The following is a 25,959-nucleotide window of genomic DNA, read 5'->3' as shown; positions in this document are numbered from 1 at the left end:
ATCCACGCCTTACTCATGACCAGCGAACGAGACTGATCTTCACCTCGTCGCGCTGATCAACATCGATTCAGCAGATCGTGTTAGGAGCTTTAAGGGACGACCGCAATAACAGATTCACTATTCAAACCAGAAACGTGGCCGGCAGACGCCGAGGAGCTCGCCGGTGCGTTGGGCGAGGGGCTCACGATACTCCTCAGCGCCGGGGTCGGTCAGCGTGCCGAAGTAGCCGAAAATCACCGCGCGCATGACCCACACGGACGCGCCGGAGACCCCCATGGTGCAAGGGCCTCCGGCGCGGCGGTTCCGTGCGGTGGATCAGGATCCGCGAAGGATCAGGTTGCCGTTGTCCGCGGCGCCGCTCTGCGAGCCGCTTGTTTCGCTGGCGCGTTTTGGGGCGCCGCATCCCCCACGGCTTTATCCGGCTGGCGTTTCGTTCAAACCCAAACCACGCAGGATGTCATCGCGGTTCGCGTTTCCGCGCAGCGCGGTCAAGGAATTCAAGCGGCCCAGCAAAGTCGTGGAAGATGCGGGGCATTTCAAATCTTGAATCGCCGACAAGGTCTTTTCGAAACGTTGGATGCGGCTTTCAAGGTCCACTCCACTCGGAAGGTTCGCATTCTTGAGCGCTACCTGCGCATTCACCTGGGCTTGAGTGGGTGGGCAGCGACCGGGAACTTTTACCCCGGTAGGGCCCACGCGGTCGGCCGTCGCGTTCGGATCGCCCGGGCTGAAACCCAGCGCCGGCACCAAAGCGTCAATGCCGCCGGAGCCGGCTCCGGCGTTCCCCGTCGCTCCGCTCGCGGCCGCGTCACCGGATCCTGTGGCGGCCGCTCTATCCGCTGGCGTTTCGTTCAAACCCAAACCACGCAGGATGTCATCGCGGTTCGCGTTTCCGCGCAGCGCGGTCAAGGAATTCAAGCGGCCCAGCAAAGTCGTGGAAGATGCGGGGCATTTCAAATCTTGAATCGCCGACAAGGTCTTTTCGAAACGTTGGATGCGGCTTTCAAGGTCCACTCCACTCGGAAGGTTCGCATTCTTGAGCGCTACCTGCGCATTCACCTGGGCTTGAGTGGGTGGGCAGCGACCGGGAACTTTTACCCCGGTAGGGCCCACGCGGTCGGCCGTCGCGTTCGGATCGCCCGGGCTGAAACCCAGCGCCGGCACCAAAGCGTTAATGCCACCGGAGCTGGCTCCGGCGTTGCCCTGTTCGGCGGCCTGGCTCATCCCCGTGCCGACCGCGAGCGCCGAGCCGAGCAGCGCTGCGGCGGCACCTCCAATCAGCAGCTTGCGCGTCCGGCTGCTGACTCCGCGTCGATACATGCACGGCTCCTCTTCGTCTCGGTACTGCTTGTGCCGAGATATACGAGCGATGATGTGGCAGCAGTTCATGACGCTGAGCAAGCCTTCCTTAAAGTTTCTTTAACGTGAGTCCCGGGGCGTGCAGCCGCCAGCATCGTCGCGCCCACGTCCGCGCGGCCCAGCTACCCGGTAGGGCATCTCACCTACGCGGGTTCCTCGACCAACATGACCTGGTCCGGCGCAGACGGCACGACCCGACAGCGAAGCGGACGGCACGGCGGCCTCGGACGGCGGCCGAGACAAACGTGGCCGCCGGCCATCGCGGCGACTTCGGCCGATTCATTCCCGACCTCTATCGACCCAACGCCTCGGTGATGCTGGCCGGTCGCCGATACGGCGGCGCAGGGTCGATCCTCACCATGATGGAATAGACCCACGGCGCGGGTGTGACGCCCAGCCTGGGCGACGTCGCCGCCAGCGGCCATATCCAGGTGCGGGAAACCGACTTCCACAATCCGCCGGACAAGCCGCACCACTGCCCGCCGGCGATGGTCTGGCTGCACCATCTCCGCCCGGGACGCACCCAGAGCCTCAGACTCGCCTACCGAACTCCCCCGGCATCAGACGGTGGGGAGACGGACGGTGAACGTCGAGCCATGACCGACGATGCTTGACACCGTGATGGTTCCGCCGTGCGCCGTGACGAGGTCGCGGACGATGGCGAGCCCGAGGCCGCTGCCCCCGGTGTTCCGGTTGCGTGAGGGGTCGGCACGCCAGAAGCGGTCGAAGACGTACGGAAGATCGTGCTCGCTGATCCCGTGTCCGGTGTCGGCCACGGTCAGGACGACATCGTCGCCCTCGGTGCGGGCTTCGACCGTCACCGTGCCGCCGGCCGAGGTGTAACGGATCGCGTTGGTGATGAGATTGGTCAGCACCTGCGCGATCCGTACCGGGTCTGCGTCGACGTCCGCGTCACCGGCGCCGCCGAAGCGCAGATCCAGCCCCGCGGCCTCGGCACTGCCGTGATGGGCGGTGACCGCCTGACGGATGAGTTCGCCGACGTGTACCCGGCGGCGGTCCAGCCGCAGGCTGCCGGCATCGGCGTCGGCCAGATCCTGCAGGTCGGCCACGATGTGCTGAAGCTGCATCGCCTCGGTGAGCAGCAACGATGTCAGTTCGGCGTCGGTCACCGGCGGCGCCAGGCCGTCTTCGGCGGCTTCCAGCCACGTCCGGATGTTGGACAGGGGGGTCCGTAGCTCATGGGCGATGTCGCTGACCATCTCCCGTCGCTGGGCCTCGGCCCGTTCCCGTCGCTCCGACATCTGGTTGAGCGCGGTGGTCAGGGCGCCGATCTCGTCACGGCCCCGGACCGGCATCCCGGGCTGGTGACCGGCGGGATGCTGGGCCGCGGCGGTCAGCGCCCGTAGCGGCCGGACCAGGCGGGCTCCGACCAGAGCGGTGACCAGCACCGTGACGGTGAGCACGAGGAGCGCGGCACCGGCGGTCCGGGTGATGTTGGGGCCGGAGAGCCGGAATCCGCCGACCGGCACGGTGCTGGCCGGGGCGGCGTTGACGAACAACTGGGCCGGTGGTGCGACGTACCGCTCGAGCTGGATGCGGCGCCCGGTGGCGGTGCAGCCCACCGCTCGTTCGGCATCGATGCCGGATTCGGCGGGAAAATACCGCCAGGTGACCGGATTGATGACCTTGCCCTGCAACTCGTTCTGGTCGAGGCAGGACCGCATCAGCCGGCTGAGTTCCACCAGCGCCGCTTGCTCGGAGCGGTAGACGTAAGTGGCGAAGTCGCGGAGACCACAGGAGTCACGAACGGCGGCCGGCGCACCGGAACTGACCGCGATCCGGCCGCTCGGCAACCCCGTGGCTCGCGCGGTGTAACCCTTCTCGTTGAAGCAGGTCACGACCTTCTCCGAGGTGGCTTGTTCCAGCCGCCGTTCGTCGGCGGTCAGCCGGTACGGGCCGACCGCCCGGTCATCGATGTACTCGAAGTGGGCCGGAACCACACCGGGGTCGACGTGCAGCGGATCCACCACCATGTAGGCCGTGACGGCGCGCGGCGACCCGCCCAGCAGCCGTCCGTCCGAGGTGGTCAACCGAATCTCGAGCCCGGTGCGCGTACCCAGCGTGGCCAGCAACGGGCCGACATCGTCCCATGTGGGGTGCGTGGCGGCGTAGGCCACCAGTTCCGTGTAGATGCTGGTCTGCTGGCCGGCCGCGGCGACCTGCTCGCGCTGGAGGGCGCGGGTGGCGCCGCGCGCGGTCAACCAGGCGGTCGCCGCGATCGCACAGGCCGCGATGACGACCGACGCGGCGAGCAGGCGGATCAGGAGGCTGTGCCGCAGCGGCACCCGGGCACTCACCCGGCGGCCGGGTCGACGAGCTTGTAGCCGAGGCCGTGAACGGTCAGCAGCCGGGCCGGACGGGCCGGATCGGCCTCGATCTTCTGCCGCAGGTTGCGCACGTGGACGTCGACGGTACGTTCGGAAGCGTTACGGTGCAGCGCGAACGCGCAGTCGAGCAGCTGCGCCCGGCTGAGCACCCGGCCGGGGGCGGACGCCAGCGCGAACAGCATCTCGAACTCGACCGGGGTGCACTCCACCGCCCGGTCGCCCACGTGCGTCAGACGCGACCCGCGATCGACCGCGAGGTCGCCGACACGCGCGATCCCCGTCTCGCCCAGCGGCGTGCGACCGGCTCGCCGCAACAGCGTACGCACGCGAAGGGCCAGCTCTCGCGGGCTGAACGGCTTGGTCAGGTAGTCGTCGGCGCCCTGTTCGAGTCCCCGGATGACGTCGGCCTTGCTCGACCGGGCGGTGAGCATCAGCACCAGTACGTCGTTGTGGTCTCTCAGCTTCCGGCACACCTGAAGGCCGTCCAGTCCGGGCATCATCACGTCGAGGACGACAAGGTCGGGACGAATCCGCTCGGCCGCGCGCAGTGCCGACGGCCCGTCGCGCACCACCGTCGTACGGTGGCCGTCCTGTTCCAGGTACCGCCGGATGACTTCGGCCTGTGTCGGGTTGTCTTCGGCCAGTAGGACGTGGGCTGTCACCCGGTGCAGGCTAGACGACCGCCGGAAACGTTAACACCTTCTTCGCATCCGTCGCCCATGCTGCTCGGCATGTCCAACACCACGATTCGTGTCCTGACCGCTCTCGTCGTCGCCGGTGGGCTGTTCGCGACGTCTGGATGCGGCGGTGGCCAGAGCACCGACCAGTCCGCGCCCCAGGTCGCCAGCGTTCCCGAGGGCGCTGCCGGCGGCGGCAAGCCGTCCGCGGCCGCCACCAGTGACCGGCCCGTCGATCGTGCCGACATGTCGGAGGAGGAACGGAGCCGCCTCTGGACCACTTGGGGTCGTTGTCTCACCGAGCACGGGGTTCCGGCTCCGCCGCCGGGCAAGCAGAACCAGAGCCAGGACGTTCTGCAGAAGCCGGAGAGCGCGAAGGCCGTCGCGGCGTGCGCGTCGAAGCAGCCGGAGAGTGAGTGGGACCACGCCAAGCGCACCGACCCGGACTACGCGACGAAGTTCCGTGCTCTCATCCAGTGCATCCGGGACAAGGGCGTCAGTGTGGAGCCCAAGGGGGAGGGGCCCGGCTACAGCCTCACCGACGACCGGCAGATCACCCGCGGCATGGAGGTCGCAGACGAATGTGACCGCAAGGTGCTGCGGTGACCCGACGGCGGTTGCTGGTTTCGGCCGCCGTCGGCGCGGCGGTTCTGCTCGCGGTGACCGGGTACGCCGTCCGGGGGCGGCACCCGGACGCCGGGGCGGCCGATGAACCGGCTCGCGCGCGGTCGGTCCGGACGACCCCGGTGGAGCGCACCGACCTTGCCGTCACGCTCACCCTGGACGGCTCGCTAGGGTACGGTTCCGAGCAGGTCGTCACCTCGGTCGCCGGGCGGGTCACCTGGCTGCCGCGTACCGGAGCGACGGTCTCCCGCGGTGCGCCGCTGTTCCGGATCGACGATCGGCCCGTCCCACTGTTCTACGGCAATACACCGTTGTTCCGCCCGCTCGACCGCGTCGGTCTGGTCGGCCGCGACGTCCGGGTGGTGCTGAACAACCTGAGGGAGCTCGGCTACCGGACCGGCCGCCAGCCGGCGATCGGTACGGTGGTCCATCCCCCCTCACCGACCGCGGCGGCCGGCAGTACGCCGGCGAAGTCTGCACCTGCTCCCACCCCGGCCTCCACCGAGCGCGTCGAGGTCCAACGCGGTGACGCGGTTCTGAACACCGATGTGATGAGCGCCATCAAGCTGTGGCAAGGGGAACTCGGCCTGCCCACCTCCGGGGTGATCCGTCCCGGTGACGTGGTGGTACTGCCGGGGCGGGTTCGGGTCAACGCGCTGAAGGTGGCTCTCGGCGGCGACGCCACCACGCCGATCCTGTCGGTCACCGACACCGCCAAGGTCGTGACGGTGCAGGTTCGCGGCGGCGAGGCGGACACGGTCCGGTCGGCCGGCGACGTCTCGATCCTGCTGCCAGACGGCTCGTCGACCCCGGGCCGCGTCATCGACGTGGCCCGGCGGGCCACCGCCGGCGACGACGCGTCGGACGCCTCGGGTCAGACCGGCCAGGTCACCTTCTCCGCGACCGTGTCGGTGACGGACCCCAAGAAGGTACGCGGCTGGGAGTCGGCCCCGGTGCGGGTCGAGTTCGCCGCCCGGGCCCGCAAGGGTGTATTGGCGGTGCCCGTCGGCGCCCTGCTCGCCACCCGTGAGGGCGGCTATGCCGTCGAGACCGAGGCCGGTCAGCTCATCCCGGTCACGGCCGGCCTGTTCGCCCGGGGCATGGTCGAGATCAGCGGCCCCGGCATCACCGAGGGCGCCCGGGTGGTGACGACGTCGTGACCGCTGTCATGGAAGTCGTCGAGGTGGTCAAGGCCTTTCCGGGCGGTGTCCGCGCCCTGGACGGTGTCTCGTTGCGCTTGGATTCGGCGGAGTTCGTGGGCATCGTCGGGCCGTCCGGATCCGGAAAATCCACGCTGCTGCACATCATGGGTACGCTCGAGCGGGCCACCAGCGGGACCGTGCGGCTCAGCGGTCACGAGGTCGGCGACCTATCCGACCGGCGGCTGTCGGCGGTCCGGGGGCGCCTGCTGGGCTTTGTCTTCCAGCAGTGTTACCTGACCGCTGGGTTGACCGCGGTGGAGAACGTCTGCACCGGCCTGATGTACGCCGGGGTCGCCGCGGCGCGGCGCCGGTCGCTGGCGCTGGCCGCCCTGGAACGGGTCGGGCTCGCCGCCCGGGCAGGGCATCGGCCGCACGAGATGTCCGGCGGGGAACGCCAGCGCGTGGCCATCGCCCGGGCCCTGGTGCATGAACCCGCGTTGGTTCTTGCCGACGAACCCACCGGTGCCCTGGACGGCGCGAACAGCGCAGGGGTCCTGGCGCTGTTGCGAAGGCTCAACGACGAAGGGACGACCATCGCCTTGATCACTCATGATCGCGAGATCGCCGCCGGATTGCCGCGACGGGTGGAGATCCGGGACGGCCGGATCGTCTCCGATGTCCGGCCGACTGCCGGGTCACCGGCATGACGTCGCTGCCGCGCGGTGTGCGGCTCTCCGCCGGGGACCTCGGACGGCTCGGGCTGCTCGGCCTGCGTACGCGTCCGGGCCGGGTGAGCCTGTCCGCGTTCGGCATCGCGATCGGCATCGCCACCATGATCGCGGTGACCGCCATCCCGGCCTCCGGCCAGCGCGCCCTGATGGATCAACTGACCGCGCTGGGAACCAACCTCCTGCAGGCGTCACCCCAGGAGACCCCCGATGGACCTGTTCCGTTCCCACCGGAATCGGTCGACATGGTCGCTCGCATCGGACCGGTGTCCCTTGCCAGCGCCGTGGCCAACACGCACGCCGAGATCTCCCGCAACGACCGCGACAGAGAGCAGGACTTCACCGGCATCGCCGTGCTCGCCGCGCGGCTCAACCTGCCCGAGGCGCTGCACGCGCGCCTGCGGGCCGGCCACTTCCTGACTCAGGCGACCGCCGCTCTGCCGACCGTGGTGCTCGGCGCCGACGCCGCCCTCCGGCTCGGGTTCGACCGCCTCCCGGCCGATCGGCCGCCGCAGGTGTTCATCGGGGACCGCTGGTTCAGCGTCATCGGCATCCTGCAACCGATACCTTTGTCACCCGACATCGACAGCACCGCCCTGGTGGGCTGGCCGGCGGCCGAGGACCAACTCGGATTCGACGGGCGGCCCACAGTGATCTACGCCCGGGCCGTCGAGGCACAGATCGACGCGGTACGCGAGGTGATGGCACGCACCATCAATCCGGCCGCGCCGGGGACGGTAGCCGTCTCCCGCCCATCTGACGCCCTGGCCGCCAAGCGCGCCACCGAGAGCACACTGTCCACCCTGTTCCTCGGACTTGCCGCGGTCGCGCTGCTGGTCGGTGGTATCGGCGTGGCGAACACCATGGTGGTGGCCGTTCTTGAACGACGTCACGAAATCGGGCTGCGCCGCGCGCTGGGTGCCAGCCGCAGCCAGATTCGGACGCAGTTCGTCATCGAGTCGGTGGTGATGGCGTTCGCGGGTGGTGGCACCGGGTTGTTGCTCGGTACGGCCGCAACGATCGGATACGCCCGCTACCATCACTGGCCCGCCGTCGTCCCCCTCGTCGCCGCGGGAATCGGCCTCGGTGCCGCGGTGCTCATCGGAGCGATGGCCGGCCTCTACCCCGCGGTCCGGGCGGCGCGCCTCAGCCCCACCGCGGCCCTGTCCGGATAGGACGGGATTCGGAGTTAGGGTCGCATCGTCGGCTCGCCGTCTCGCGCACACGGCGGCCCGCGGGTCGCGTTGGCGGTGGACGAGGTCGATCCTTGCGGCAAGGTCGCCGGGGTATGGCAGCGTCAGGCGGTCTGGTTCGCGGCCGTGTCATGCTCATCGGTGACCGGCTCGAGCCAGGTGGCGGGGTCGCCGCCGTCGGGCTCTTGCCGTGGGCCTGGGCGATCTCGCCGTTGAGGCGCTTACGTACGGTGACGGCCCACACCCAGACCCGGCCGCGGACACGCCGTTCGACAGCCCTCAGGAACTCTCACCGAGATCGTAGTAGCTCGGCCCCGTTCCGAGGGCTCATGCATCTCCGGACGGCACGAACCCGTCATAGGGGTATGCGAAGAAGCAGAATTGCCGGCGTAGTCGCCTTGGCAGTGCTCGGAGCGTCCGGCGCCGGATTGGCCTGGGGCGGCACGGACGAGCGTGAAAGCACCGCTGTCCCGTCGGGCTGGGCGGTCGAAGTGGGCGACGGCCGGGTTCTCACCTGGAAGTCGCCGACGGTGGTGCCGATGGGCGATGCGAGCGTCGAGTTCTACGCCGGCGAACGGCCACTTGGAGTGCCGAAGGCCGAGAAGGACCGTCGTACGTTTCGGCTCAAGGTGGCGGCCGGCGCGCTGACCGATATTTCGGCCTTGCAGGTTCGGGTGGACGGGCGGCGACTCGACGCTCCACGGCGGCCGCTCACCGTGACTGCGAAGGACATCGGGAAAGCCGCCCCGGCGGCGCCGAACACCGTCGACCCTGGCCGACCAGGCAAATATCAGACGGTGACCGGCGAGTACTCGCTCGGCGACGTGAAGCTGCCCGGTCTGACGGCGCCGGTGGAGATGCAGGCGGTGGTGGTGGCGCCGAAGAACACATACGGACCGCGTCCCGTGGTGCTGTTCATGCACGGCCGTCATTCGACGTGCTATGCCGGACCAGACCTGTCGGAGGTGACGGACGACTGGCCCTGTGCGGCTGGTTCCAAGCCGATCCCAAGTTATCGCGGGTTCCTCCCGACCCAGCAGCTCCTCGGGTCGAAGGGGTATGTGACCGTGTCGATCTCCGCCAACGGTATCAACGCGCAGGACGGCGGCAGCGGCTATGCCGACGACGTTGACAACGGGACCGAGGCGCGTTCCGTCCTGATCGGCCGGCATCTGGCCGCGTGGGCGAGCTGGGCCGGAGCCGGCCGTGACCGGGCGCCCGACGTCGTACGGTCCGCGGCGGCTGCCGACCTTTCGCGGGTGATGCTGGTCGGTCACTCCCGGGGCGGGCAGGGGGCCAACCGGGCCGCGATCGATAGCCTCACCCCGGCCCGCGGCGGCACGAAGGCGCGGTGGACGGTGCGCGGCATCGTGCTGATCGCACCGACGAGCGGCGGGCAGAACCCGGCCTCGGACGTGCCCTCGGTTGTCATGATGGGCGGCTGCGACGGCGACGTGTACAACTTGGACGGTCAGATGTACGTCGACGCCAGCCGCGACGTAGGGACCACCGGTGCGCTGCACAGCGCCGTCTACATGGTCGGCGCCAACCACAACTTCTTCAACACCGAGTGGACGCCGGGACTGTCGGCCGCACCGTCAGGAGACGACAGCGCTACGCCGGGCGACCCGGTCTGCTCGGCTGGGACGGCCACCCGACTCACCGCCGCGCAGCAGATGCAGGCCGGTTCCACCTACATCGCGGCGGCCGCCGACGTGTTCATCAACGACGACGACCGTGCCCGGCCGCTGCTGGACGGCAGCGGCGTCCGAGCACCCTCCGCGGACCCCGCGACGGTACTGACCGCCGCCCTCGGCGCCCGGCGGACCACCGTCCTGGCACCGGACCAGACCATGCGGGTCAGCGGGCCCGCCCGGCTCTGCGCCGAGGACACCGACTGCACCCCGGCCGGCACCGGGGAGACCTTCACGCACTTCATCCAGCTGCGATCGATATCCACCGGGCGGCCCGACCGCAACGCGGTGGCCCTGTCCTGGACTCAGGCGGGCCAGCCGGTAACGCTTCGCCCGGCGGCCGCCACAGCGACGCCGGGAGCGCAGGCACTCACGATGCGGATCATCGTGCCGGCCAACAGCACCGGCACACGATTCGGCGTCGCCGTGACCGACCGAACCGGCATCCGCCACGACCTCGGCGACACGACCCTGAACGGGCTACCGAGCGCGGGCAACAACGTCGCCGGTTGGGCACAGGAGGTGCGGGTCCCGATGCACGGCGTCGACGCCGTCGCGAGCGTGGTACTCGTTCCCCGCAGCCAAACCGGTCAGGCCTGGCTGCTCGACGCAGCGGCCTGGCAGCCCGGCCTGCCCGCCTTCCAGCGGACCGCCCCACCACGCATCGACATCGGCAATGCCACCGTCGATGAGGGCGACTCGGGTGTCAGCACTTTCCACATTCCGGTCACCGTGACCGGCGACGGCAGCGGCCAGGTACGGCTCTACCTCGACCCGCACACCTTCGCCCCCGATTCGGTCAAAACGTGGGTGGCCACCGTCCATCCGGGCGACCACACCCTCGACGTCCCGGCGATCACCGTCCCGGGCAACCACCTCTTCGAGGGCGAACGGAGGTACACCCTCACCGCCGCAGCGGTACGCGGCGTGCTGGTCGGCGACTACGCCGGCACACTCACCGTACGCGACCACAACCCGCCACCCACCCTCAGCGTCGCCGCGCCGGATGTGACCGTCGCCGAGGGAGACACCCTCCGTTGGCACCTGACACTCTCCGAACCGGCCGGGATCGACGTCACCGTCGCCGCCGTCGCCGAGGCCGAGGCCGCCGCGCCGGAACTGTCCGGACAGGACGTCAACCCGGCCTGGCTCGAGGAGCACCGAACCCGCGACCTGCAGCCGTCACAGCCGCTCTCGGTGAACCGCCCCCTCATCGAGGTGGTGATACCGGCGGGATCCGTCACCACAGACATCGCCATACCCACCGTCGCCGACAGCACCACCGAACCACCCGAACACGTCAAGCTGACGATGTACGCCAGCTTGGACCAGAGTCTGCCGAGATTGACCGGGACCGTAAACGAATGATCAGGTTCTCGGTGGCCTGAACCTTTGCCCCGTCGTAACGGATCGACGCGGGCACGTCCTGAGATACCGGCACCTCGCGGACCGACACCCGCGAGGTGCCGGATGGCTCGCCACCGCGCAAGTCCCGCCGCGCTGTTCACCCGAACGCACCGTCGTCGGCGCCCGGCTGGGCAGCGCGAGGGTGTCCCGCCCCGGGCCTGGGCCTGGCTGAGAGCGGATGCGAGCTGGCTGACGAGCGTGGGCGCGAACTGGGCGCACCGGGCGTCCATGACCTCGTCTCAGAGGGCGGAGTGCGTGGTGGACACCGCGCGTCTGCGGACCGCCCATCCATCGACCCCGGCCATCATTCCGGCATCGTCGGCCCCGGGTCCTCGTGGAGAGGCGCAGCGGGTGGATCGGGTGCGCGTCAGCGGCGGGCCCACACCCCATGCTTGGTGATTCCAAGTGTATTATTCGGCCACGATATTGGACTAACCAAGTATTGGAGAGTCCAAGGCAAGTGGGTCGAAGGGGGATGTGCCGGTGGCTTACCGACTCGATCCGGCGACGCCGGCCGGCGTGATCCGCCGACCGGCGTCCTGCTCAGCGCACGGACCAGCCGCCGTCACTCGGCAACACGATGCCGTTGACGTTCAGGGAATCGTCACTGAGCAACCAGGCGATCGCGGCGGCAACCGGCTCGGGGGGCGCGGCGGCGGGCATGGTCGCGGCGATGACCGGCCGAGAAACGGCCGACCCGTACTCGGAACTCGGCCGGGCTGCGATGTTGGTCCGGGTCGCGCCAGGCGCCACCGTGTTGGCTCGCACGCCCTGCGGGCCGTGATAGAAGGCGACGCTGCCGGTGAAGCCCACCAGTGCATGCTTCGACGCCGTGTACGCCGCTCCGGCTACCGACGAGCGCAATGCCGCCTCCGACGCGACGTTGACTATCGCACCCTCACCCGCAGCGATCATGACGGGCAGCACGGCTCGCGTGAGGCGCATCACGGCCGTGACGTTCACGCTGAAAACGCGTTCCCACGAAGCGTCCTCGACCTCCGCCGGCGGCACGAAACCGTCCATGACGCCGGCGACATTGGCCAGGCCGTGAATGGGGCCATCCACGGCCGCGACGACTCTCTGCGCCATCGCGGGGTCGGTGATGTCACCGTCGATCGTGGTCACCGCCGCGGGGCCGCACTCTCCCACCAGCTCCTCCAGCCGCGTCGGGTCGACGTCCACGGCGACCACACGGCCGCCCTCAGCAATGATGCGTACCGCAGTCGCGCGCCCGATGCCGGAGCCGGCGCCGGTGACGACGACCGTGCGGCCGGCGAAACGATCCGCAGTTTTGTCCATGCGTGTGACCATCCATTTCTCACTTTTCTTGAGACCGAACAGGGCTGGCAGAATTCATGATCAGAAATGTTCAGAAGCCCGGTGGTGTGCTGATCACCCTGTGGCTGGCGCTGGGCGCGGTGGCTTTCGCCGTGATGCAGTCCTTGGTGTCACCCGCCCTGCCCGCCATCGGCGCCAGCCTGGCGGCGGACCCGGGCGCCACAGGCTGGGTGCTCACCGCGTATCTGCTGTCGGCATCGGTGCTCACACCGATCCTCGGCCGCGCCGGCGACCTCATGGGCAAGCGGAACGTGCTGATCGGCGTCCTGGTGGTGATGGCCGCGGGCACCACGCTCGCCGCGCTGGCGCCCACCATCTCCGTGCTGATCGCCGCTCGCGTCGCGCAGGGAGCGGCCGGTTCGATCCTGCCGCTGTCGATCGGCGTCGTGCGCGACGAGTTGCCGCCTGACAAGGTCAGCGTCATCGTCGGCCTGCTGTCGACAACCTTCGCCATCGGTGGCGGGGTGGGCATCGTCGCCGCGGGGCCGATCGTGCAATTCCTCTCGTGGCGAGCGTTGTTCTGGCTGCCCCTGGTCCTTGTCCTCGCCGCGCTGATCGGAGTGATCCTCGGCGTTCCCGCTTCCCGGTCGCTCACGCCGGACCGGCTCGACTGGCCGGGGGCGGCGATCCTGTCGATATCGCTTACTTCTCTGCTGCTGGCTGTCAGCAAGGCCCAGCACTGGGGTTGGGGTGACGCGAAAATCCTCTCCCTGTTCGCCCTGGGAGGCGGCATGCTGATCGTCTTCGCACTCGTGGAGTTGCGAAGAAGACAACCGCTGATCGACCTGCGGCTGATGGGCAAGCGCGGAGTGTGGGTCACCGACGTGGTCGCGTTGATCCAGGGCTTCACGATGTTCGGCACCTTTCTCGTCATCCCGATGTTTCTTCAGCAACCCGGGCGACCCGGGTCGGTCTCGGAAGCCGGGCTCTGCCTGCTGCCCGTCGTCGCGTTGATGGCCGTGTGCGGCCCGCTGGCCGGCATCCTCTTTCGTAAGATCGGTGCCCGGCCGACGATGTTCCTCGGCGCCGCCGCGGTCACCGCGGCGTTCGTGCTGCTCGCCCTCGCGCATGACGCGATCTGGCAGGTCTTCGTCGCCGGCGCTCTGGTGGGCGGCGGCCTGGGCCTGTCGTTCGCCACGATGTCGAACGCCATCATCGGCATCGTTCCGGCCGCCCAGACCGGGGAGGCCACCGGGATCAACATCATCATGCGGACCATCGGTGGCAGCATCGGCACCGCCGTCATCATCGCGATCGTCTTGTCGGACGGCGCGCCGTCCGACAAGACGTTCACATCCGCGTTCTGGAGCTGCGCCGGGGTGGCAGCCCTGGCCGCTGCGACCGCCCTGGCCCTGCCCTCGGCACGCGACAGCGGGCGCGCGGCGGCGCGAGTCCCGGCCGAGGTCCAGAACTAGCCGTCACGGATTCGCCGGAATCGAAGGACGAGACGGCGGCGGAAGGGTCAGGATGGCGCCATCGCTGTTGGCGCCGAGAAGGAGGGACCCGTCCGCCGCCACGGCGAGACCGGCGAACGGCCGTGGCATCGCGGGCATGCCTTGGGTGAAGAGCGCGGCTCCGGATCGGCGTGGGCCGACGGGGAGTTTGTCGGCCAGGACCTGGCTGTGCCCGGTGCCGAGCTCGACCGCGTGCACTCGCCGGGCCGCGACCTCCACGACGAAGAGCACCTCCCCGCTCACGACGATGCCCTGGGGCGACTCGAGATCTTCGAGGACGGGCACCGGGAGCCCGTCGTCGATGCGGTAAACCGCGCCACGCTCCTCGTCGCTGACATAGCAGACCCCAGCCGCGTCGAAGGCCACGTCGACGGGATGCCCCAGGCCGTCGGCCAGGATGGTGCGGGTGTCGTCGACACCGACGGCCAGGACGCGGCCGGCGCCCGCCTCGGCGACCGCGACCACGCCGTCCGGGCGTACCGCGATGCCCATCGGCTGGTCGAGGCCGGCCACCCGGGTGCGGGCAGAGCGCGACGCCCGATCGTACGTGCGTACGTCCCCGTACTGCGACGTCAGATGCAGGACGTCGCCGTCGGCCGCGATGCCGTGCACGAAATAGAGCATCTCGGCGGTCGTGACGTCCTCGTCGTGCTCACGCGTCTCGGCGAGGCGGTAGTGGTCGGTGGCGAGCACTGTCCCCCGGCTGTCCACGGTCACCCCGTAGGGGCCGGTGAGGGAGCGCGGCACTACCTCGCGGGTACGCCCGTCGGGGTGCAGCTCCGTGATGCCTCCGCTCGCGAAGCTCGACACGAACATCCTGTTCTCGGTGTCGAACGCGGCGTTGTCGAGCCCGGCGATGCCGCTGACGATCACTGACCGGGCGCCGTCGCCCCACAGATCGATTCGCGTCACGATGCCTTCCACGCCGCTGGAGAGCACCAGCATGACGCCGCCACGATCGAAGCGGACGGCAACGGGCTGGTGCACATCGGACGCGACGAGCTCGGGCACACCTCCTTCCAGTGAGATGCGGAAGATCTTCTGCGTTCGCATGTGCGGGTAGTAGAGGCAGCCGTCCGGGCCGAGCTGCATGGCGTTGCCCATCGCGAGGTCGGCAGCGAGCTCGATCGGTTCACGGCCGCCCAACTCCAGCAGGCGGCCACCGACGACCATCTCATTGACGAACAGCCGGTCGCCCACGCACGCGATCCCGTTGGGCGCACGCACCTGATCCGAGACCAACGCGAAGTCACCATCCGGGCTGCGCCGCCACACCCGGCCGGGCACCAGGTCCGTGATGTACATCGCGCCGTGCGCGTCGAATGCGAGGTCGTCCGGGGACTGAATTGGCCCGTCCGGTTCAGTGACCGTTGTGACCTCAGCTGTTGCCAGGTCGACGGCACTGACGCGTCCGGCGAGGTACTCGCAGACGTACAGCCGGCCGTCGGGGCCGAAAGCGATCCCGTTGGAACCTCGCAACGGCCCCGGCCGGGAAGCCCTTCGCGTGCTCATTTCGCCTCCACCAGGACATCGTTCAGCCCGCCGTCAGCGCGCCACCGCAGCAGCAGATCATGGAAGGCGATCGGGCCGGGTCCGTACGTCGTCACCCGCGTGAAAGGCTTGCCCTCGTTGTTGAAGTAGCTCGGCGTGCACTCGCTTCTGAACTTGAACGTCTCCAGGGCCTTCTCCCGCAAGGTGTCAAGCCACTCCTGCTCCGCCTCGGCGGTTGGCTCGATCCAGCGCGCCCCGCACTTGGCCGCCTCGGCGACCACGGCGCCGATGTGGTTCGCCTGCTCCAGCAGGATGTGTACGAGGTTGACGGACGAGGCGTTCTGCAGCGTGCCGAGGTGGAAGAGATTGGGGAAGCCGTGGCTGTAGAAGCCGTGCAGGGTGCGCGGTCCGTCACGCCAGGCGTCCAGTAGCGCCTTGCCGCCGCGGCCCCGTACGGGAAGAGCGCCGGTCAGGATGCCGGAGACGCCGACCTGGAAGCCGGTGGCGAAGATGACGCAGTCGACCTCGAACTCTCGGTCGCCGACGACGACGGCGTTCTCCGTCATCGCGGTGACGCCCCCCGTGTCGGCGGTGTCGACCAGCGTCACGTTGGGCCGGTTGAACGTCTCGAGGTAGAAGTCGCTGAAGGTCGGCCGCTTGCACATGTAGCGGTACCACGGCTTGAGCACCTCGGCGACGGCCGGATCCGTGATCACCTCGTCGACCCGGGCCCGGATCTCATTCATCTTCTGGAAATCGGCGATCTCGTCCAGGTATTCGCGTTCCTCAGCGGAGAGATCGGATCTGACCGTGCCGGTCAGCATGGCGCGGTGCAGTCGTGCGCTGCTGGTCCAACCGTCGGCCACAAGGTCCCGGTCGGCGTTGCCGCCGGTCACGACGGTCAAGAAGTTCTCCATCCGCTCCTGTTGCCAGCCCGGCCGCAGGGAGGCCGCCCACGCTGGATCGGTGGGACGGTTGTCACGGACGGCTACGGACGACGGTGTGCGCTGAAAGACGTACAGGTGTTGGGCATCGCGAGCGAGGTGGGGAATGACCTGGATACCGGTGGCTCCGGTGCCGATCACACCCACTCGCTTGCCGGCGAGCTTCTCGAGCCCGCCATTCTGGTCACCACCTGTGTAGCCGTAGTCCCAGCGGCTGGTGTGGAAGGTGTGCCCGCGGAAATTCTCGATGCCGGCTATGCCCGGCAGCTTCGGCTTGCTCAGGATGCCGGGGGACACCACGACATAGCGGGCCCGCATCTCGTCACCGCGATCGGTGGTCACCAGCCACTCGGCGTCGGGTTCGATCCAGCGCAGCTCGGTGACCCGGGTGTGGAAGAGCGCGTCCCGATAGAGGTCGAAGTGCCGGGCGATCGCCATCGCGTGCTGCCGGATCTCTTCGCCGGGCGCATAACGCCACTTCGGGACGTAGCCGATCTCCTCCAGCAGTGGCATGTACACGCTGGACTCGATGTCGCAGTGGATGCCCGGATAGCGGTTCCAATACCACGTTCCGCCGAAGTCGCCGGCCTCGTCGAGCATTCGGATGTCCTGCAGGCCGGCTTGTCGCAGTCGCGCTCCGGTGAGCAGCCCGCCGAAACCGCCACCGATGACCAGTGCTTCGACCCGGTCCCGAACCGGATCGCGCTCGGCGCGCTCGGTGTAGGGGTCCGTCGCGTAGTAGCTGAACTGACCGGTCGCGCTCTGGTACTGGGCCGGACCGTCCGGGCGGATGCGCCGGTCGCGTTCCGCCCGGTACCTTGCCCGCAACTCATCGGGATCGAAGCCGAGCTGTGCGTTCGAGGGACTAGAAGACATGGTGATCCTTAAGAATGGGAGCTTGATGAACGAGGCCTAGCGGGGCTGCGTGCTGGCGGTCATGCCGTCCAGCACGAGCGGGCGTAAGCTGCGCACGCCGCGGGGGTGATTCCAGCCGATCGCCGCCGCGACCCGGCCCTTCGACTCGGCCACCGCCACGAACTTGTCGTCGGCGGGCAGGCCCTCCACGACACGGACGGCCGCATCCGGCGGCACGATGCCGTGTACCTGAATGCGGTTTTCGTACTGATCAGTCCAGAAGTACGGCACGGGCCGGTACGGACGATCCGAACCGGCTATCGCCGCCGCGACGAAGATGCCCTGTTCCGTTGCGTTGGTACGGTTCTCCAGTCGCATGCGGGTGTCGTAGTCCACGTGATGGAAGCTGGCCACGTCGCCGACCGCATAGACATCGGCTGCCGCGCGGCACTGGGAGTCGCAGACCACTCCGTTCTCGATCCGTAGACCGCTGGAAGCGAGCCATCCGGTGGCGGGAACACCGCCGATGGCCACCACGACGACGTCAGCCGGGACCACGGTGTTCCGCCCGACCCGTACACCCGTCACCCGGCCTTGCTCGCTTTCCAGGCCCAGCACCGATGTGTTCGTCAGCAGACGGACACCCTGGCGTGTCTGCATCTCGCCGACCAGACCACCGAGCCAGGGGCCGATCTGGCGAAACATCGGGGTCGTGGCCGGATCGATGAGGGTTACCTCACGCCCGAGTCCTCGGGCGGTGGCAGCGATCTCGCAGCCCAGCACGCCCGCACCGATGACGGCGACCTGCCGCGCAGTGAGTAGCTCCTGCCGCAACGCCAAGCTGTCGTCCAGTTTGTGGATCTGGTGAACGCCGTGGAGACCCTGTTGACCTGGTAGCTGCCGTGGGGTGAGACCGGTGGCGACGACCAGCGTGTCGTAGCGGATGCGGCTGCCGTCCGCGAGATCCACGGCGTGATTCTCGAGGTCGACACCCGTCGCGCGCTGGCCGAGCCGGAGTTCGACGTCGAGTGCCCGCACCTGCTCGGGCTGACGAAGAGCCGTCCGTTCCGGTACCCACTCCCCCGCCAGCACCTGTTTGGAGAGCGGCGGCCGATCGTACGGCAGCTGCGGCTCTTCTCCGACGAGGCCGATCCGGCCCGCGAAATCGTTGCGGCGCAACGCCTCCACCACACTCAGACCACTCGCCGAGGCGCCGACGACAAGGATCATCGCTCAGTCCCCCCGCATCATGATGGCCGCTGCGGGACACAGCGCCGCCGCCTCACGAATCACGGAGAGGTCGTCCGGGTCGGCCCGCTCTTTGAGGAGAATGACGATGCCGTCGTCATCTCTCTGGTCGAAGACCTCCGGCGCAGCCATCACGCATTGACCGGCCCCGACGCATTTGGCCTCGTCCACAAGGATGTTCATGAGATTCTCCGTTCTTGACCGGTAGGTGGGGTCATCCCCAGGTGACAGGGAACTGGTGCAAGCCGTTGACCGCGGACTCGGACCGGAACGGCAGCTCGGACTCGGCTACCGCCGGGCGCAGGTTGGGCAGTCTCTTGAGCAGGGCCGGGAGGGCGACCGCCAGCTCCATCCGAGCGAGTTGCTGCCCGAGGCACTGGTGGATGCCGTGGCCGAAGGCCACGTGGGCGCCCGGCGAGCGGGTGACGTCGAAGACGTTCGCGGCGGGCAGGACGCTTTCGTCCCGGTTCGCCGACGGCAGCGAGACCATCAGCAGATCGCCGGCCGGAATAAGCTGACCCGCCACCATGATGTCCTTGGTCACCCGCTTCGGAACGCCGGTGTTGACGATCGACAGGTAACGCAGAATCTCCTCGACGGCCGTCCGCAGCACGCCGGGGTCGTCACGGACCAGCGCGAGTTGCTCGGGGTGCTGGCTGAGCAGCAGAATGCCGAGCCCGATGGTGTTGGCAGTGGTCTCGTGGCCCGCCAGGAGCAGGATTGTTCCCATGCCGATGAGTTCGTCGTCGCTGACCTCGGCGCCGTACTCGCGAATCAGCGAGCTGAGGATGTCGTCGCCCGGGGTCTTGCGGTGCCGGGCCACCAGATCCGCCATGAAGCTCGTCAACCGCCGGCTGTTCTCGGCGTTCGCCGCGCCGGTCACCTCGGGGTCGAGCAATCGGACGCTCAACTGCTGGAAGTAGGCATTCTCCTCGTACGGAACGCCGAGCAGTTCGCAGATGACCAACGACGGTACGGGCAGGGCGAAAGCTTGCATGAGGTCGGTGGGCGGCCCGGCGGCGACCATGTCGCCGAGAAACCGGTCGACGATCTCCTCAACCCGCGGCCGCAGGGCGTTCATCCGTTTGACCGTGAACTCCCGGGTCAGCATCCGCCGCACCCGGGTGTGATCCGGTGGGTCCAGCGCCGGCAGGACACCGGGCCGGTTCAGCGCCGCCTCGTTCGGGTCCATGCGATTGCTGAGATGCGGGCTGCTGAGCACCTCGCGGACGTCGGCGTACCTGGTGATCATCCAGAAGGTGGTCAGCTTGCCGCTGATGGTCTTCCGGTTCAGCCGCAGCACGGGCTGATGATCGCGATAGTGAGCGAACTCGGGCGCCGGTTCGATCGGATGAGCGGGATCCCGAAAGTTGACAGTGCCTACATCGGACATGGATATACCACCGATCTGGTGCGGGAACGGTTCATTGCCACAGTGCGGCGAGGGCGGGTCGTACCCCCCAAAGAGATACTTGGAGTCTCAAATCGCCTGCATCCATAATCTTGGTGAGACTTGGACTAGTCAATAGTTGGAGTATAAAAGTTTTAGAACGGCCAGGAGGTGGGTTACCACTCCGGAAGTGATCACGCCTCGGGCATGTGTTCGGTCGAGAGTGGCGGCGAGCCGGCCCACACGGTGGGGATAACCCACCTGCGCTCCCGAGATCCTCTGCTCCGCAGGACGTGGTGAAGGTAGGCGCCGCCCCGTTACCCGAGGTTCGCCCTCGGCGGGCGTGGCCGGCGGAGTCTTGGCTGAATCAGCGCCCCTGCTCGGCGTCCCACTTCTCGCCCGGGCTTCCCGCCGGCACTCCCAATGCCTTGGTAATCAGAGCGAGGAGGCGGCACTGCTCGGTGACGGTCAAGCGCGTGATCGGCATCCGCGTCGTCGCCGCACCGATCAGCCGTCGACGGGCCTCGATGCCCTGGGTGGTGAGGTGGAGCGCCTTGGTGCGCCGGTCGCCGGGCGTAGGCGCCCGGGTCACGTAGCCCAGCCGGTCCAGCCGGTCGGCGAGGAACGTCACGGTGGACGGATCGCAGGACAACCTGGCCGCCATCTGCCGCATCGACGGCGGCGGGGCCGCGCGGTCCAGCTGCCACAACATGTCGGCCAAGGCGGGGGTCAGCTTCAACTCGGTCATCATGTCGTGCATACCGGCGTTGACCGCGTCGTCCATGGCGTGCAACTGCTGCAGCAGTTGGTAGATAAACGTCTCGTCGTTCATCGCCACAGGGTACTTGGACTATCCAACACTTGACATCTCCAACTTTATTGGCGAGTCTTTAGAGACTTGGACAGTCCAAGTAACTACCTGGACGAGGAGGCATCATGGAAGCCACCGTGAAACGACCGGGGACGGCCCGGGACCGGGCTCGCCGCCGCGTGTTGATGCTGCTGCTCGGCCGCATCGACAACCGAGAGCGCATCCAGCCCGTGGCCGGCCGCACAACGGACCCCGCGGCCGACCACGGGCTGGGCCCCTATTACATCCCTGGACCGCCGCACCGTCGCGACATTCGCGAGGACGTCGACGGTGCTCCACTTCTGGTGCGGATTCGCGTCGTCGAAGCCGAAACGCAGGCGCCGCTGGCCGGCGTCGGCGTGGAGATCTGGCACTGCGGTCCGAACGGCAAGTACTCCGGCTTCCTGGGCTACAGCTCGGAGAAGATGCCGCCGCTGCTGACGCTGAAGATGCGCCGGTCCCGGCCGACGGACGCCAAGCGGTTCCTGCGGGGCGGGCAGGTCGCCGACTCCGAAGGCCGCGTCGAGTTCCAAACCGTCGTGCCGGGCTGGTATACCCCACGCACTCCGCACATGCACGTCCGGGTGGCCCGCGCTGGGCAGACGGTCCTCACGACCGAACTCTTCCTGCCCGACGATCTCACCGCGCACGTCCAGTCCCTGCCGCCGTACGCCGAACGCGGGCGCAGTCCCTTCACCAACATCAACGACATCGGGATCCGCCTCGCCAAGGGCTCGCCGTGTGGTTGGCCGACCGTCCGGCGCACGGACGACGGCCACGAGGCCGATTTCACCCTGCAAGTCTCCCGCTGAAGAGGAAGGCATCACTGATGCACACACGTACCGCCGTTATCACCGGCGCCGCCGGTGGCCTCGGCCGAGAGCTGGCACGACAGCTCCTGGGCGCCGGCTTCGAAGTCATCGCGGTGACCCGCGACCCGCGCAGCGCGGAAGCAGTCCAGCAGAGCCTCAAGGCGGCCGCCCCCGGCCGTACGGTCCGAGCCCTGCATGCCGACCTGGTCGACCGTGCCGACGTCGGCACTCTCGCAAGCCGCCTGCGTGACGTCGCCGGCCGTGTCGACGTGCTCATCAACAACGCGGGCGCGGCTTTCGCCAGCTACGCGGAGACGACCGACGGCGTCGAGCGCGCCCATGCCCTGAACCACCTGGCTCCGTTCCAGCTGACCCACCTGCTGCTCGCCGACGGCCTGCTCGCCCCGGACGCTCGCGTGATCAACATCTCCACCGACCTGATCGGTCGCGGACGCCTCGACTCAGCAGACCCCGACGTCACCGGCGTCTCCTGGCGCGACCACTACTCCCAGATGACCGTCTACGGCACCGCCAAGCTGGCCAGCCTGCTGGCCACTACCGAGCTCGCCGCCCGGATGCCTGTCGGCATCACCGCCTACAGTGCCACCCCCGGCGTCATCCGGTCGAGCTTCCACACCAAGGCCGGGGGCATGCTGAAGCTGGCGTCCTCGGTCGGCGGGCTGTTCGCCCAGACGCCGGAGAAGGCGGCACGCACCCCGATGCTCATCGCGTCGGCGGCCAAGGCGCCCGCACCCAACGGAGGATTCTTCGCCAAGGGCGCCGCCGCGACGCCGCCGCGAACGGCTCAGGACCGCGCCCTGGCGGCACGGGTCTACGAACGGACGGCGAGCATCCTCGCCCTCACCGCACTTCCGACCGCCGCCGGGCATGCGGCCACGTTCACCAACCGGGAGGCGTCGTGACGGAGAAGGTGCTTGTTACCGGCGGGACGGGCTTCCTCGGCCGGCATGCCGTCACGCAGCTCCTGGAGCAGGGCTACCACGTCCGAACCACGGTGCGCTCGTTGCGGCGCGAAGCCGAGGTGCGAGCGGCGGTCGATGCCGCGGGTGTGAGCCCGGACGCGCACCTCGAGGTCGTCGCCGCCGATCTGAGCAGCGACCACGGCTGGGCCGCCGCCGCCGACGGAATGCGCTACGTGCTGCACATCGCCTCGCCAATTCCCGCCGTCGCGCCGAAGACTGAGGACGAGCTGATAATTCCCGCTCGTGACGGAGCGTTGCGCGTGTTGCGCGCCGCCCGCGACGCCGGCGTTGAGCGGGTGGTGATGACGTCCTCCTTCTGGGCGATCGGCTTCGGCCATACAGGCGCCGGGCCGTTCGACGAGACGGTCTGGACCAACGTCGATGGGCCGATCACCCCGTACGTGAAGTCAAAGACCCTCGCCGAGCGTGCGGCGTGGAGGTTCATGGACGACGAGGGCGGCCCGCTGGAACTCGTCACGATCAATCCGACCGGTATCTTCGGTCCGGCGATCGGCCCCGGACACTCCCCTTCCCTGGGCCTCATCAAGGCGATGCTCGACGGGAAGCTCCCGTTCCTGCCCGACATCAAGTCGGGCGTCGTGGACGTACGTGACCTGGCCGCGCTGCACATCATGGCGATGACCGCCGAGCACGTCGGTGGCCAGCGGTTCATCGCCGCCGGCGGCTATGTCTCCATGGCGGAGATCGCCGAGATGCTGCGGTCCGGTCTCGGCCAAGCCGCAGCGAAGATCCCGACCTGGCAGATTCCCACGTGGCTGCTGAAGACGGTCAGTCTCGTGGTCAAGCCGATGCGCGAGATGTCCGCGACAGCCGGCGTCTATCGGGAACCCGCACTCAACAAGGCCACCCGCGCCCTCGGCTGGCGGCCGCGGCCCACCCGCGAGACGATCATCGACTCTGCCCGCAGCCTCCTCGCGCTCGACCACGAACCGGAGCCGTCCGGGGCACGATCAGGATTGTGAGTGCAACGGGCACGTCCCGGAAGCCGGGCCGGCGCGGATCGTCCGTCTCATGACCTTGGTGGACGGCCCGCCACGGCGCGGGTGATGGCGGCGGCCTCGTAGATTTCCTCGGAGATTCTGGATCACGGTGATGGCCACGGCGATGAGCAGGGTGTGCCACACCGCCTGCAGGGCGTCGGTGTCATCGGTCATGGCAGTGAAGTTGCGCGGACCGACGACCGCGAAGTCCGGGTCGAGGCCGTCCCAGTCGGTGAAGGCGTAGTAGATACCCCGGGCGCTGGGGAGCAGCACGACGAAAGCGAACAGCAGTAGCGCCGGCAGGGTGAACCACCACGGCGCCGCAGCCCGGCGCCGGGTGGAGCGGACGCGGCGGCGGCCCGGGCGGGCGGGTCTTGACGTCAACTGTCACAGCAGTCCCACTTACGTTGAAACCCGGTCGATCAGGTCGCGCGGGTCGCCCTCGGGACGGGAGCTGGGCTGGCCCTACCGCGTGCCGGACACCAGAGGCAACGCGACTCAGCTCAGCCCCGTCTTCGACAGCCAGTCCCGTACGGTCGGCAGGCTGTCGGCGGCTTCCTCGCCGCGGATCGCCAGGGCCTCACCGAACCGGGCGCCGCGGCACGAATGCCGGTAGACCTCTTCGGTGCGGCCGAGCTGACTGACCGCGTACGTGACGAGCGGGAAGACCGTCTTGCCGCGCCTTCGAACGCCTCAACGCGCTACCCGAACCCGTCACCTGACAACGGAATCCGCCGCACCAACAACCGGACCATGGAGCAACCCCGCCAACGGCCGGGCGACACCGCCTGCCCGCAACCACATCACCAAGGCCAAAACCACCACGACCAGCAAACCCGACCAACCACCCGGCTTAACGAAAGACGGCGGCTAGATAGCTGCCCTCATCCAGCAGCGTTCGGCGAACCGCCCCCGATGGCGTTTGTAACACGTCCATCTGCGCCGGCGGGAGGATCCGCGCTGATGCGAGACGACTCACCGGAACGGCGTCCATCACGACACACTAATCACCCCGTGACGATGCGGTCACTTTCAGCGACTGACAGATCTTGGACAAATCACGGTTATCAGGAGACCTGTCGCTCCACCTGGACGAAATGAGCCGGCTGCTAGGAGCTCGCCGGAGCAGATGACAGCCGAGTCCAATGTCGAGCCCCACCGTAGACAGGCCGCATCCCTGGTCAGTCACGTGACTTAGTCGCCCACTGCTGAGGACCTGATGATTCACCCACTAAGGGGCACCCGTCTTGAAAAGTGCACTGCAGGGTATACTTTGTTGGCATGGCGAAGTTGAGAAGCAGCCCGCCGGAGGGCGCCGACATCCGGGCTCGGGGATTGACCAAGAGGTGCGGCGCGAAGCTGGCGGTCGATGACCTGTCGTTCACCGCCCGGCCGGGTGTCGTCACCGGGTTCCTCGGGCCGAACGGGGCCGGTAAGAGCACCACCATGCGCATGCTGTTCGGGCTGTCGAAGCCGACCGCCGGCACGATCACCATCGGGGGCCGGCGGATCGGGGAGCTGGATCACCCCGCCCGCACCATCGGCGCGCTGTTCGACGCCCGCGCCGTTCATCCGCACCGCGCCGCCGCCGACCACCTGCTAGCTTCGCCCAGGCTGCCGGCCTCGACCGCCGCCGGGTCGACGAGGTCCTCGACTTGCTCCGCCTGAGCAGCGCCGCCGCACGCCGGGCCGGGGACTTCTCCCTGGGCATGCAGCAACGACTCGGCATCGCGACCGCCCTACTCGGCGACCCCGGCGTGCTCGTGCTCGACGAACAACTCAACGGCCTGGACCCCGAAGGCATCCGCTGGATGCGCACCCTCATGCGCGACCTCGCCGCCCAGGGCCGCACCATCCTGTTCTCCAGCCACCTGATGTCCGAACTGGAACTCACCGCCGACGACGTGATCGTGGTCGGACAGGGCCGGCTCATCGCGAGACCACCCTGCACCAGTTCGTCGAGGACAACACCTCACAAGCCGTCACCGTCCGCACCGCCGCACCGGACACCCTGGCCCGCGCCCTCACCGGCTGCGGCATCCTGTTCGCCACCCAGCCCGACTCGCCGCTGCTGGTCACCGGCACCGACAGCGCCACCGTCGGCAAAATCGCAGCCGCCGAAGGCATCACCCTCCACGAACTCTCCGCCACCACCAGCCTGGCCGCCCTCGTCGGCGCTCTGCTACTCGTCCCCGCCCTTCGGCCCCAGCCTGCCCGGCATCCTCGGCGACCTGTTCGGACGACTCGGGCCCATCACCGCCGGCCAAACGTCGTACGCGGTCGTCCCGGTCGACGGCACCGTCACCCCTGCCTCCGGGCTCATCATCCGCACCCTGGCCGCGGCCGCAGTCACCCTGGCCGGCCAGGCCGTATTCCGCTTTCGCGATGTCTGATCCGGCCCCCCGACCCTTCCCAGGAGGT

Annotated in this window: 23 protein-coding genes; 11 read left to right on the top strand and 12 right to left on the bottom strand. The window is 68.5% G+C overall.

Annotated elements, in window-relative coordinates; genetic code table 11:
- Window positions 1-117 precede the first annotated feature (117 nt).
- The 4 genes from ACGFIO_RS36405 to ACGFIO_RS36390 form a co-directional block, all read right to left on the bottom strand.
- Window positions 118-246, bottom strand: a complete 129-nt coding sequence (locus ACGFIO_RS36405) for a hypothetical protein (RefSeq protein WP_392833819.1) — start codon at window positions 244-246, stop codon at window positions 118-120.
- Between the two features lie 168 nt (window positions 247-414).
- Window positions 415-1,320 (bottom strand): hypothetical protein, encoded by a 906-nt coding sequence (locus tag ACGFIO_RS36400; RefSeq protein WP_392833818.1) that lies wholly within the window; start codon window positions 1,318-1,320, stop codon window positions 415-417.
- A gap of 599 nt (window positions 1,321-1,919) precedes the next feature.
- The gene (locus tag ACGFIO_RS36395) at window positions 1,920-3,677 is read right to left on the bottom strand and encodes an ATP-binding protein (RefSeq protein ID WP_392833815.1); all 1,758 of its coding nucleotides are present in this window, start codon (window positions 3,675-3,677) and stop codon (window positions 1,920-1,922) included.
- On the bottom strand, window positions 3,674-4,369 hold the full coding sequence (locus ACGFIO_RS36390; RefSeq protein ID WP_392833813.1) for a response regulator transcription factor: 696 nt from the start codon (window positions 4,367-4,369) through the stop codon (window positions 3,674-3,676). Before ACGFIO_RS36390 ends, ACGFIO_RS36395 begins: the two co-directional genes overlap by 4 nt.
- A gap of 69 nt (window positions 4,370-4,438) precedes the next feature.
- Between ACGFIO_RS36390 and ACGFIO_RS36385 the strand changes: the two genes are divergently transcribed.
- The 5 genes from ACGFIO_RS36385 (at window position 4,439) to ACGFIO_RS36365 (ending at window position 11,133) form a co-directional block, all read left to right on the top strand.
- Window positions 4,439-4,990: a hypothetical protein gene (locus ACGFIO_RS36385; RefSeq protein WP_392833811.1), complete on the top strand. Its 552-nt coding sequence runs from the start codon at window positions 4,439-4,441 to the stop codon at window positions 4,988-4,990.
- Window positions 4,987-6,168, top strand: a complete 1,182-nt coding sequence (locus tag ACGFIO_RS36380; RefSeq protein ID WP_392833809.1) for an efflux RND transporter periplasmic adaptor subunit — start codon at window positions 4,987-4,989, stop codon at window positions 6,166-6,168. Before ACGFIO_RS36385 ends, ACGFIO_RS36380 begins: the two co-directional genes overlap by 4 nt.
- Window positions 6,169-6,176: 8 nt before the next feature.
- Window positions 6,177-6,857 (top strand): ABC transporter ATP-binding protein, encoded by a 681-nt coding sequence (locus ACGFIO_RS36375; RefSeq protein ID WP_392833835.1) that lies wholly within the window; start codon window positions 6,177-6,179, stop codon window positions 6,855-6,857.
- Entirely contained in the window at window positions 6,854-8,053 is a 1,200-nt protein-coding gene (locus tag ACGFIO_RS36370; protein ID WP_392833807.1) for an ABC transporter permease, read from the top strand. The genes ACGFIO_RS36375 and ACGFIO_RS36370 overlap by 4 nt, the downstream gene beginning before the upstream one ends.
- Window positions 8,054-8,400: 347 nt before the next feature.
- Entirely contained in the window at window positions 8,401-11,133 is a 2,733-nt protein-coding gene (locus ACGFIO_RS36365; RefSeq protein WP_392833805.1) for a hypothetical protein, read from the top strand.
- A gap of 582 nt (window positions 11,134-11,715) precedes the next feature.
- On the opposite strand, the gene ACGFIO_RS36360 is transcribed toward ACGFIO_RS36365, so the two are convergent.
- Window positions 11,716-12,483, bottom strand: coding sequence for an SDR family NAD(P)-dependent oxidoreductase (locus ACGFIO_RS36360; protein ID WP_392833802.1), 768 nt, complete (start codon window positions 12,481-12,483; stop codon window positions 11,716-11,718).
- 44 nt (window positions 12,484-12,527) lie between these two features.
- Between ACGFIO_RS36360 and ACGFIO_RS36355 the strand changes: the two genes are divergently transcribed.
- On the top strand, window positions 12,528-13,925 hold the full coding sequence (locus ACGFIO_RS36355; protein WP_392833801.1) for an MFS transporter: 1,398 nt from the start codon (window positions 12,528-12,530) through the stop codon (window positions 13,923-13,925).
- A gap of 3 nt (window positions 13,926-13,928) precedes the next feature.
- On the opposite strand, the gene ACGFIO_RS36350 is transcribed toward ACGFIO_RS36355, so the two are convergent.
- The 6 genes from ACGFIO_RS36350 to ACGFIO_RS36325 form a co-directional block, all read right to left on the bottom strand.
- Window positions 13,929-15,476: a hypothetical protein gene (locus ACGFIO_RS36350; RefSeq protein WP_392833800.1), complete on the bottom strand. Its 1,548-nt coding sequence runs from the start codon at window positions 15,474-15,476 to the stop codon at window positions 13,929-13,931.
- Window positions 15,473-17,275 carry a flavin-containing monooxygenase gene (locus tag ACGFIO_RS36345; RefSeq protein ID WP_392833798.1) on the bottom strand — a complete coding sequence of 601 codons (1,803 nt, stop codon included), beginning with the start codon at window positions 17,273-17,275 and terminating at the stop codon, window positions 15,473-15,475. Before ACGFIO_RS36345 ends, ACGFIO_RS36350 begins: the two co-directional genes overlap by 4 nt.
- 36 nt (window positions 17,276-17,311) lie before the next feature.
- On the bottom strand, window positions 17,312-18,484 hold the full coding sequence (locus ACGFIO_RS36340) for an NAD(P)/FAD-dependent oxidoreductase (RefSeq protein WP_392833795.1): 1,173 nt from the start codon (window positions 18,482-18,484) through the stop codon (window positions 17,312-17,314).
- 3 nt (window positions 18,485-18,487) lie between these two features.
- The gene (locus ACGFIO_RS36335) at window positions 18,488-18,685 is read right to left on the bottom strand and encodes a ferredoxin (RefSeq protein WP_392833792.1); all 198 of its coding nucleotides are present in this window, start codon (window positions 18,683-18,685) and stop codon (window positions 18,488-18,490) included.
- Window positions 18,686-18,716: 31 nt separating this feature from the next.
- Window positions 18,717-19,805, bottom strand: coding sequence for a cytochrome P450 (locus ACGFIO_RS36330; RefSeq protein ID WP_392833789.1), 1,089 nt, complete (start codon window positions 19,803-19,805; stop codon window positions 18,717-18,719).
- A gap of 454 nt (window positions 19,806-20,259) precedes the next feature.
- Entirely contained in the window at window positions 20,260-20,724 is a 465-nt protein-coding gene (locus ACGFIO_RS36325) for a MarR family winged helix-turn-helix transcriptional regulator (RefSeq protein ID WP_392833787.1), read from the bottom strand.
- Between the two features lie 164 nt (window positions 20,725-20,888).
- Between ACGFIO_RS36325 and ACGFIO_RS36320 the strand changes: the two genes are divergently transcribed.
- Genes ACGFIO_RS36320 through ACGFIO_RS36310 form a run of 3 tightly spaced genes read left to right on the top strand, consistent with a single transcriptional unit; the run spans window position 20,889 to window position 23,520 of the window.
- Complete coding sequence (locus ACGFIO_RS36320) at window positions 20,889-21,554, top strand: hypothetical protein (RefSeq protein ID WP_392833832.1); 666 nt, start codon at window positions 20,889-20,891, stop codon at window positions 21,552-21,554.
- 17 nt (window positions 21,555-21,571) lie between these two features.
- Window positions 21,572-22,477, top strand: coding sequence for an SDR family NAD(P)-dependent oxidoreductase (locus ACGFIO_RS36315; protein WP_392833785.1), 906 nt, complete (start codon window positions 21,572-21,574; stop codon window positions 22,475-22,477).
- Window positions 22,474-23,520 (top strand): SDR family oxidoreductase, encoded by a 1,047-nt coding sequence (locus tag ACGFIO_RS36310; RefSeq protein ID WP_392833783.1) that lies wholly within the window; start codon window positions 22,474-22,476, stop codon window positions 23,518-23,520. Before ACGFIO_RS36315 ends, ACGFIO_RS36310 begins: the two co-directional genes overlap by 4 nt.
- On the opposite strand, the gene ACGFIO_RS36305 is transcribed toward ACGFIO_RS36310, so the two are convergent.
- On the bottom strand, window positions 23,509-23,922 hold the full coding sequence (locus ACGFIO_RS36305) for a hypothetical protein (protein WP_392833780.1): 414 nt from the start codon (window positions 23,920-23,922) through the stop codon (window positions 23,509-23,511). The two genes, ACGFIO_RS36310 and ACGFIO_RS36305, sit on opposite strands and share 12 nt — an antisense overlap.
- Window positions 23,923-24,819: 897 nt before the next feature.
- Here ACGFIO_RS36305 and ACGFIO_RS36300 point away from each other — a divergent pair.
- Entirely contained in the window at window positions 24,820-25,206 is a 387-nt protein-coding gene (locus ACGFIO_RS36300; protein WP_392833778.1) for an ATP-binding cassette domain-containing protein, read from the top strand.
- On the top strand, window positions 25,194-25,931 hold the full coding sequence (locus ACGFIO_RS36295) for an AAA family ATPase (RefSeq protein ID WP_392833776.1): 738 nt from the start codon (window positions 25,194-25,196) through the stop codon (window positions 25,929-25,931). Before ACGFIO_RS36300 ends, ACGFIO_RS36295 begins: the two co-directional genes overlap by 13 nt.
- The last annotated feature ends 28 nt before the right edge of the window (window positions 25,932-25,959 follow it).

It is taken from the genome of Actinoplanes sp. NPDC049265 (assembly GCF_043197135.1).
GTDB lineage: Bacteria > Actinomycetota > Actinomycetes > Mycobacteriales > Micromonosporaceae > Actinoplanes.
The sequence above is the reverse complement of the archived record's forward strand: the minus strand, read 5'-3'. Positions and strand labels throughout refer to the sequence as shown.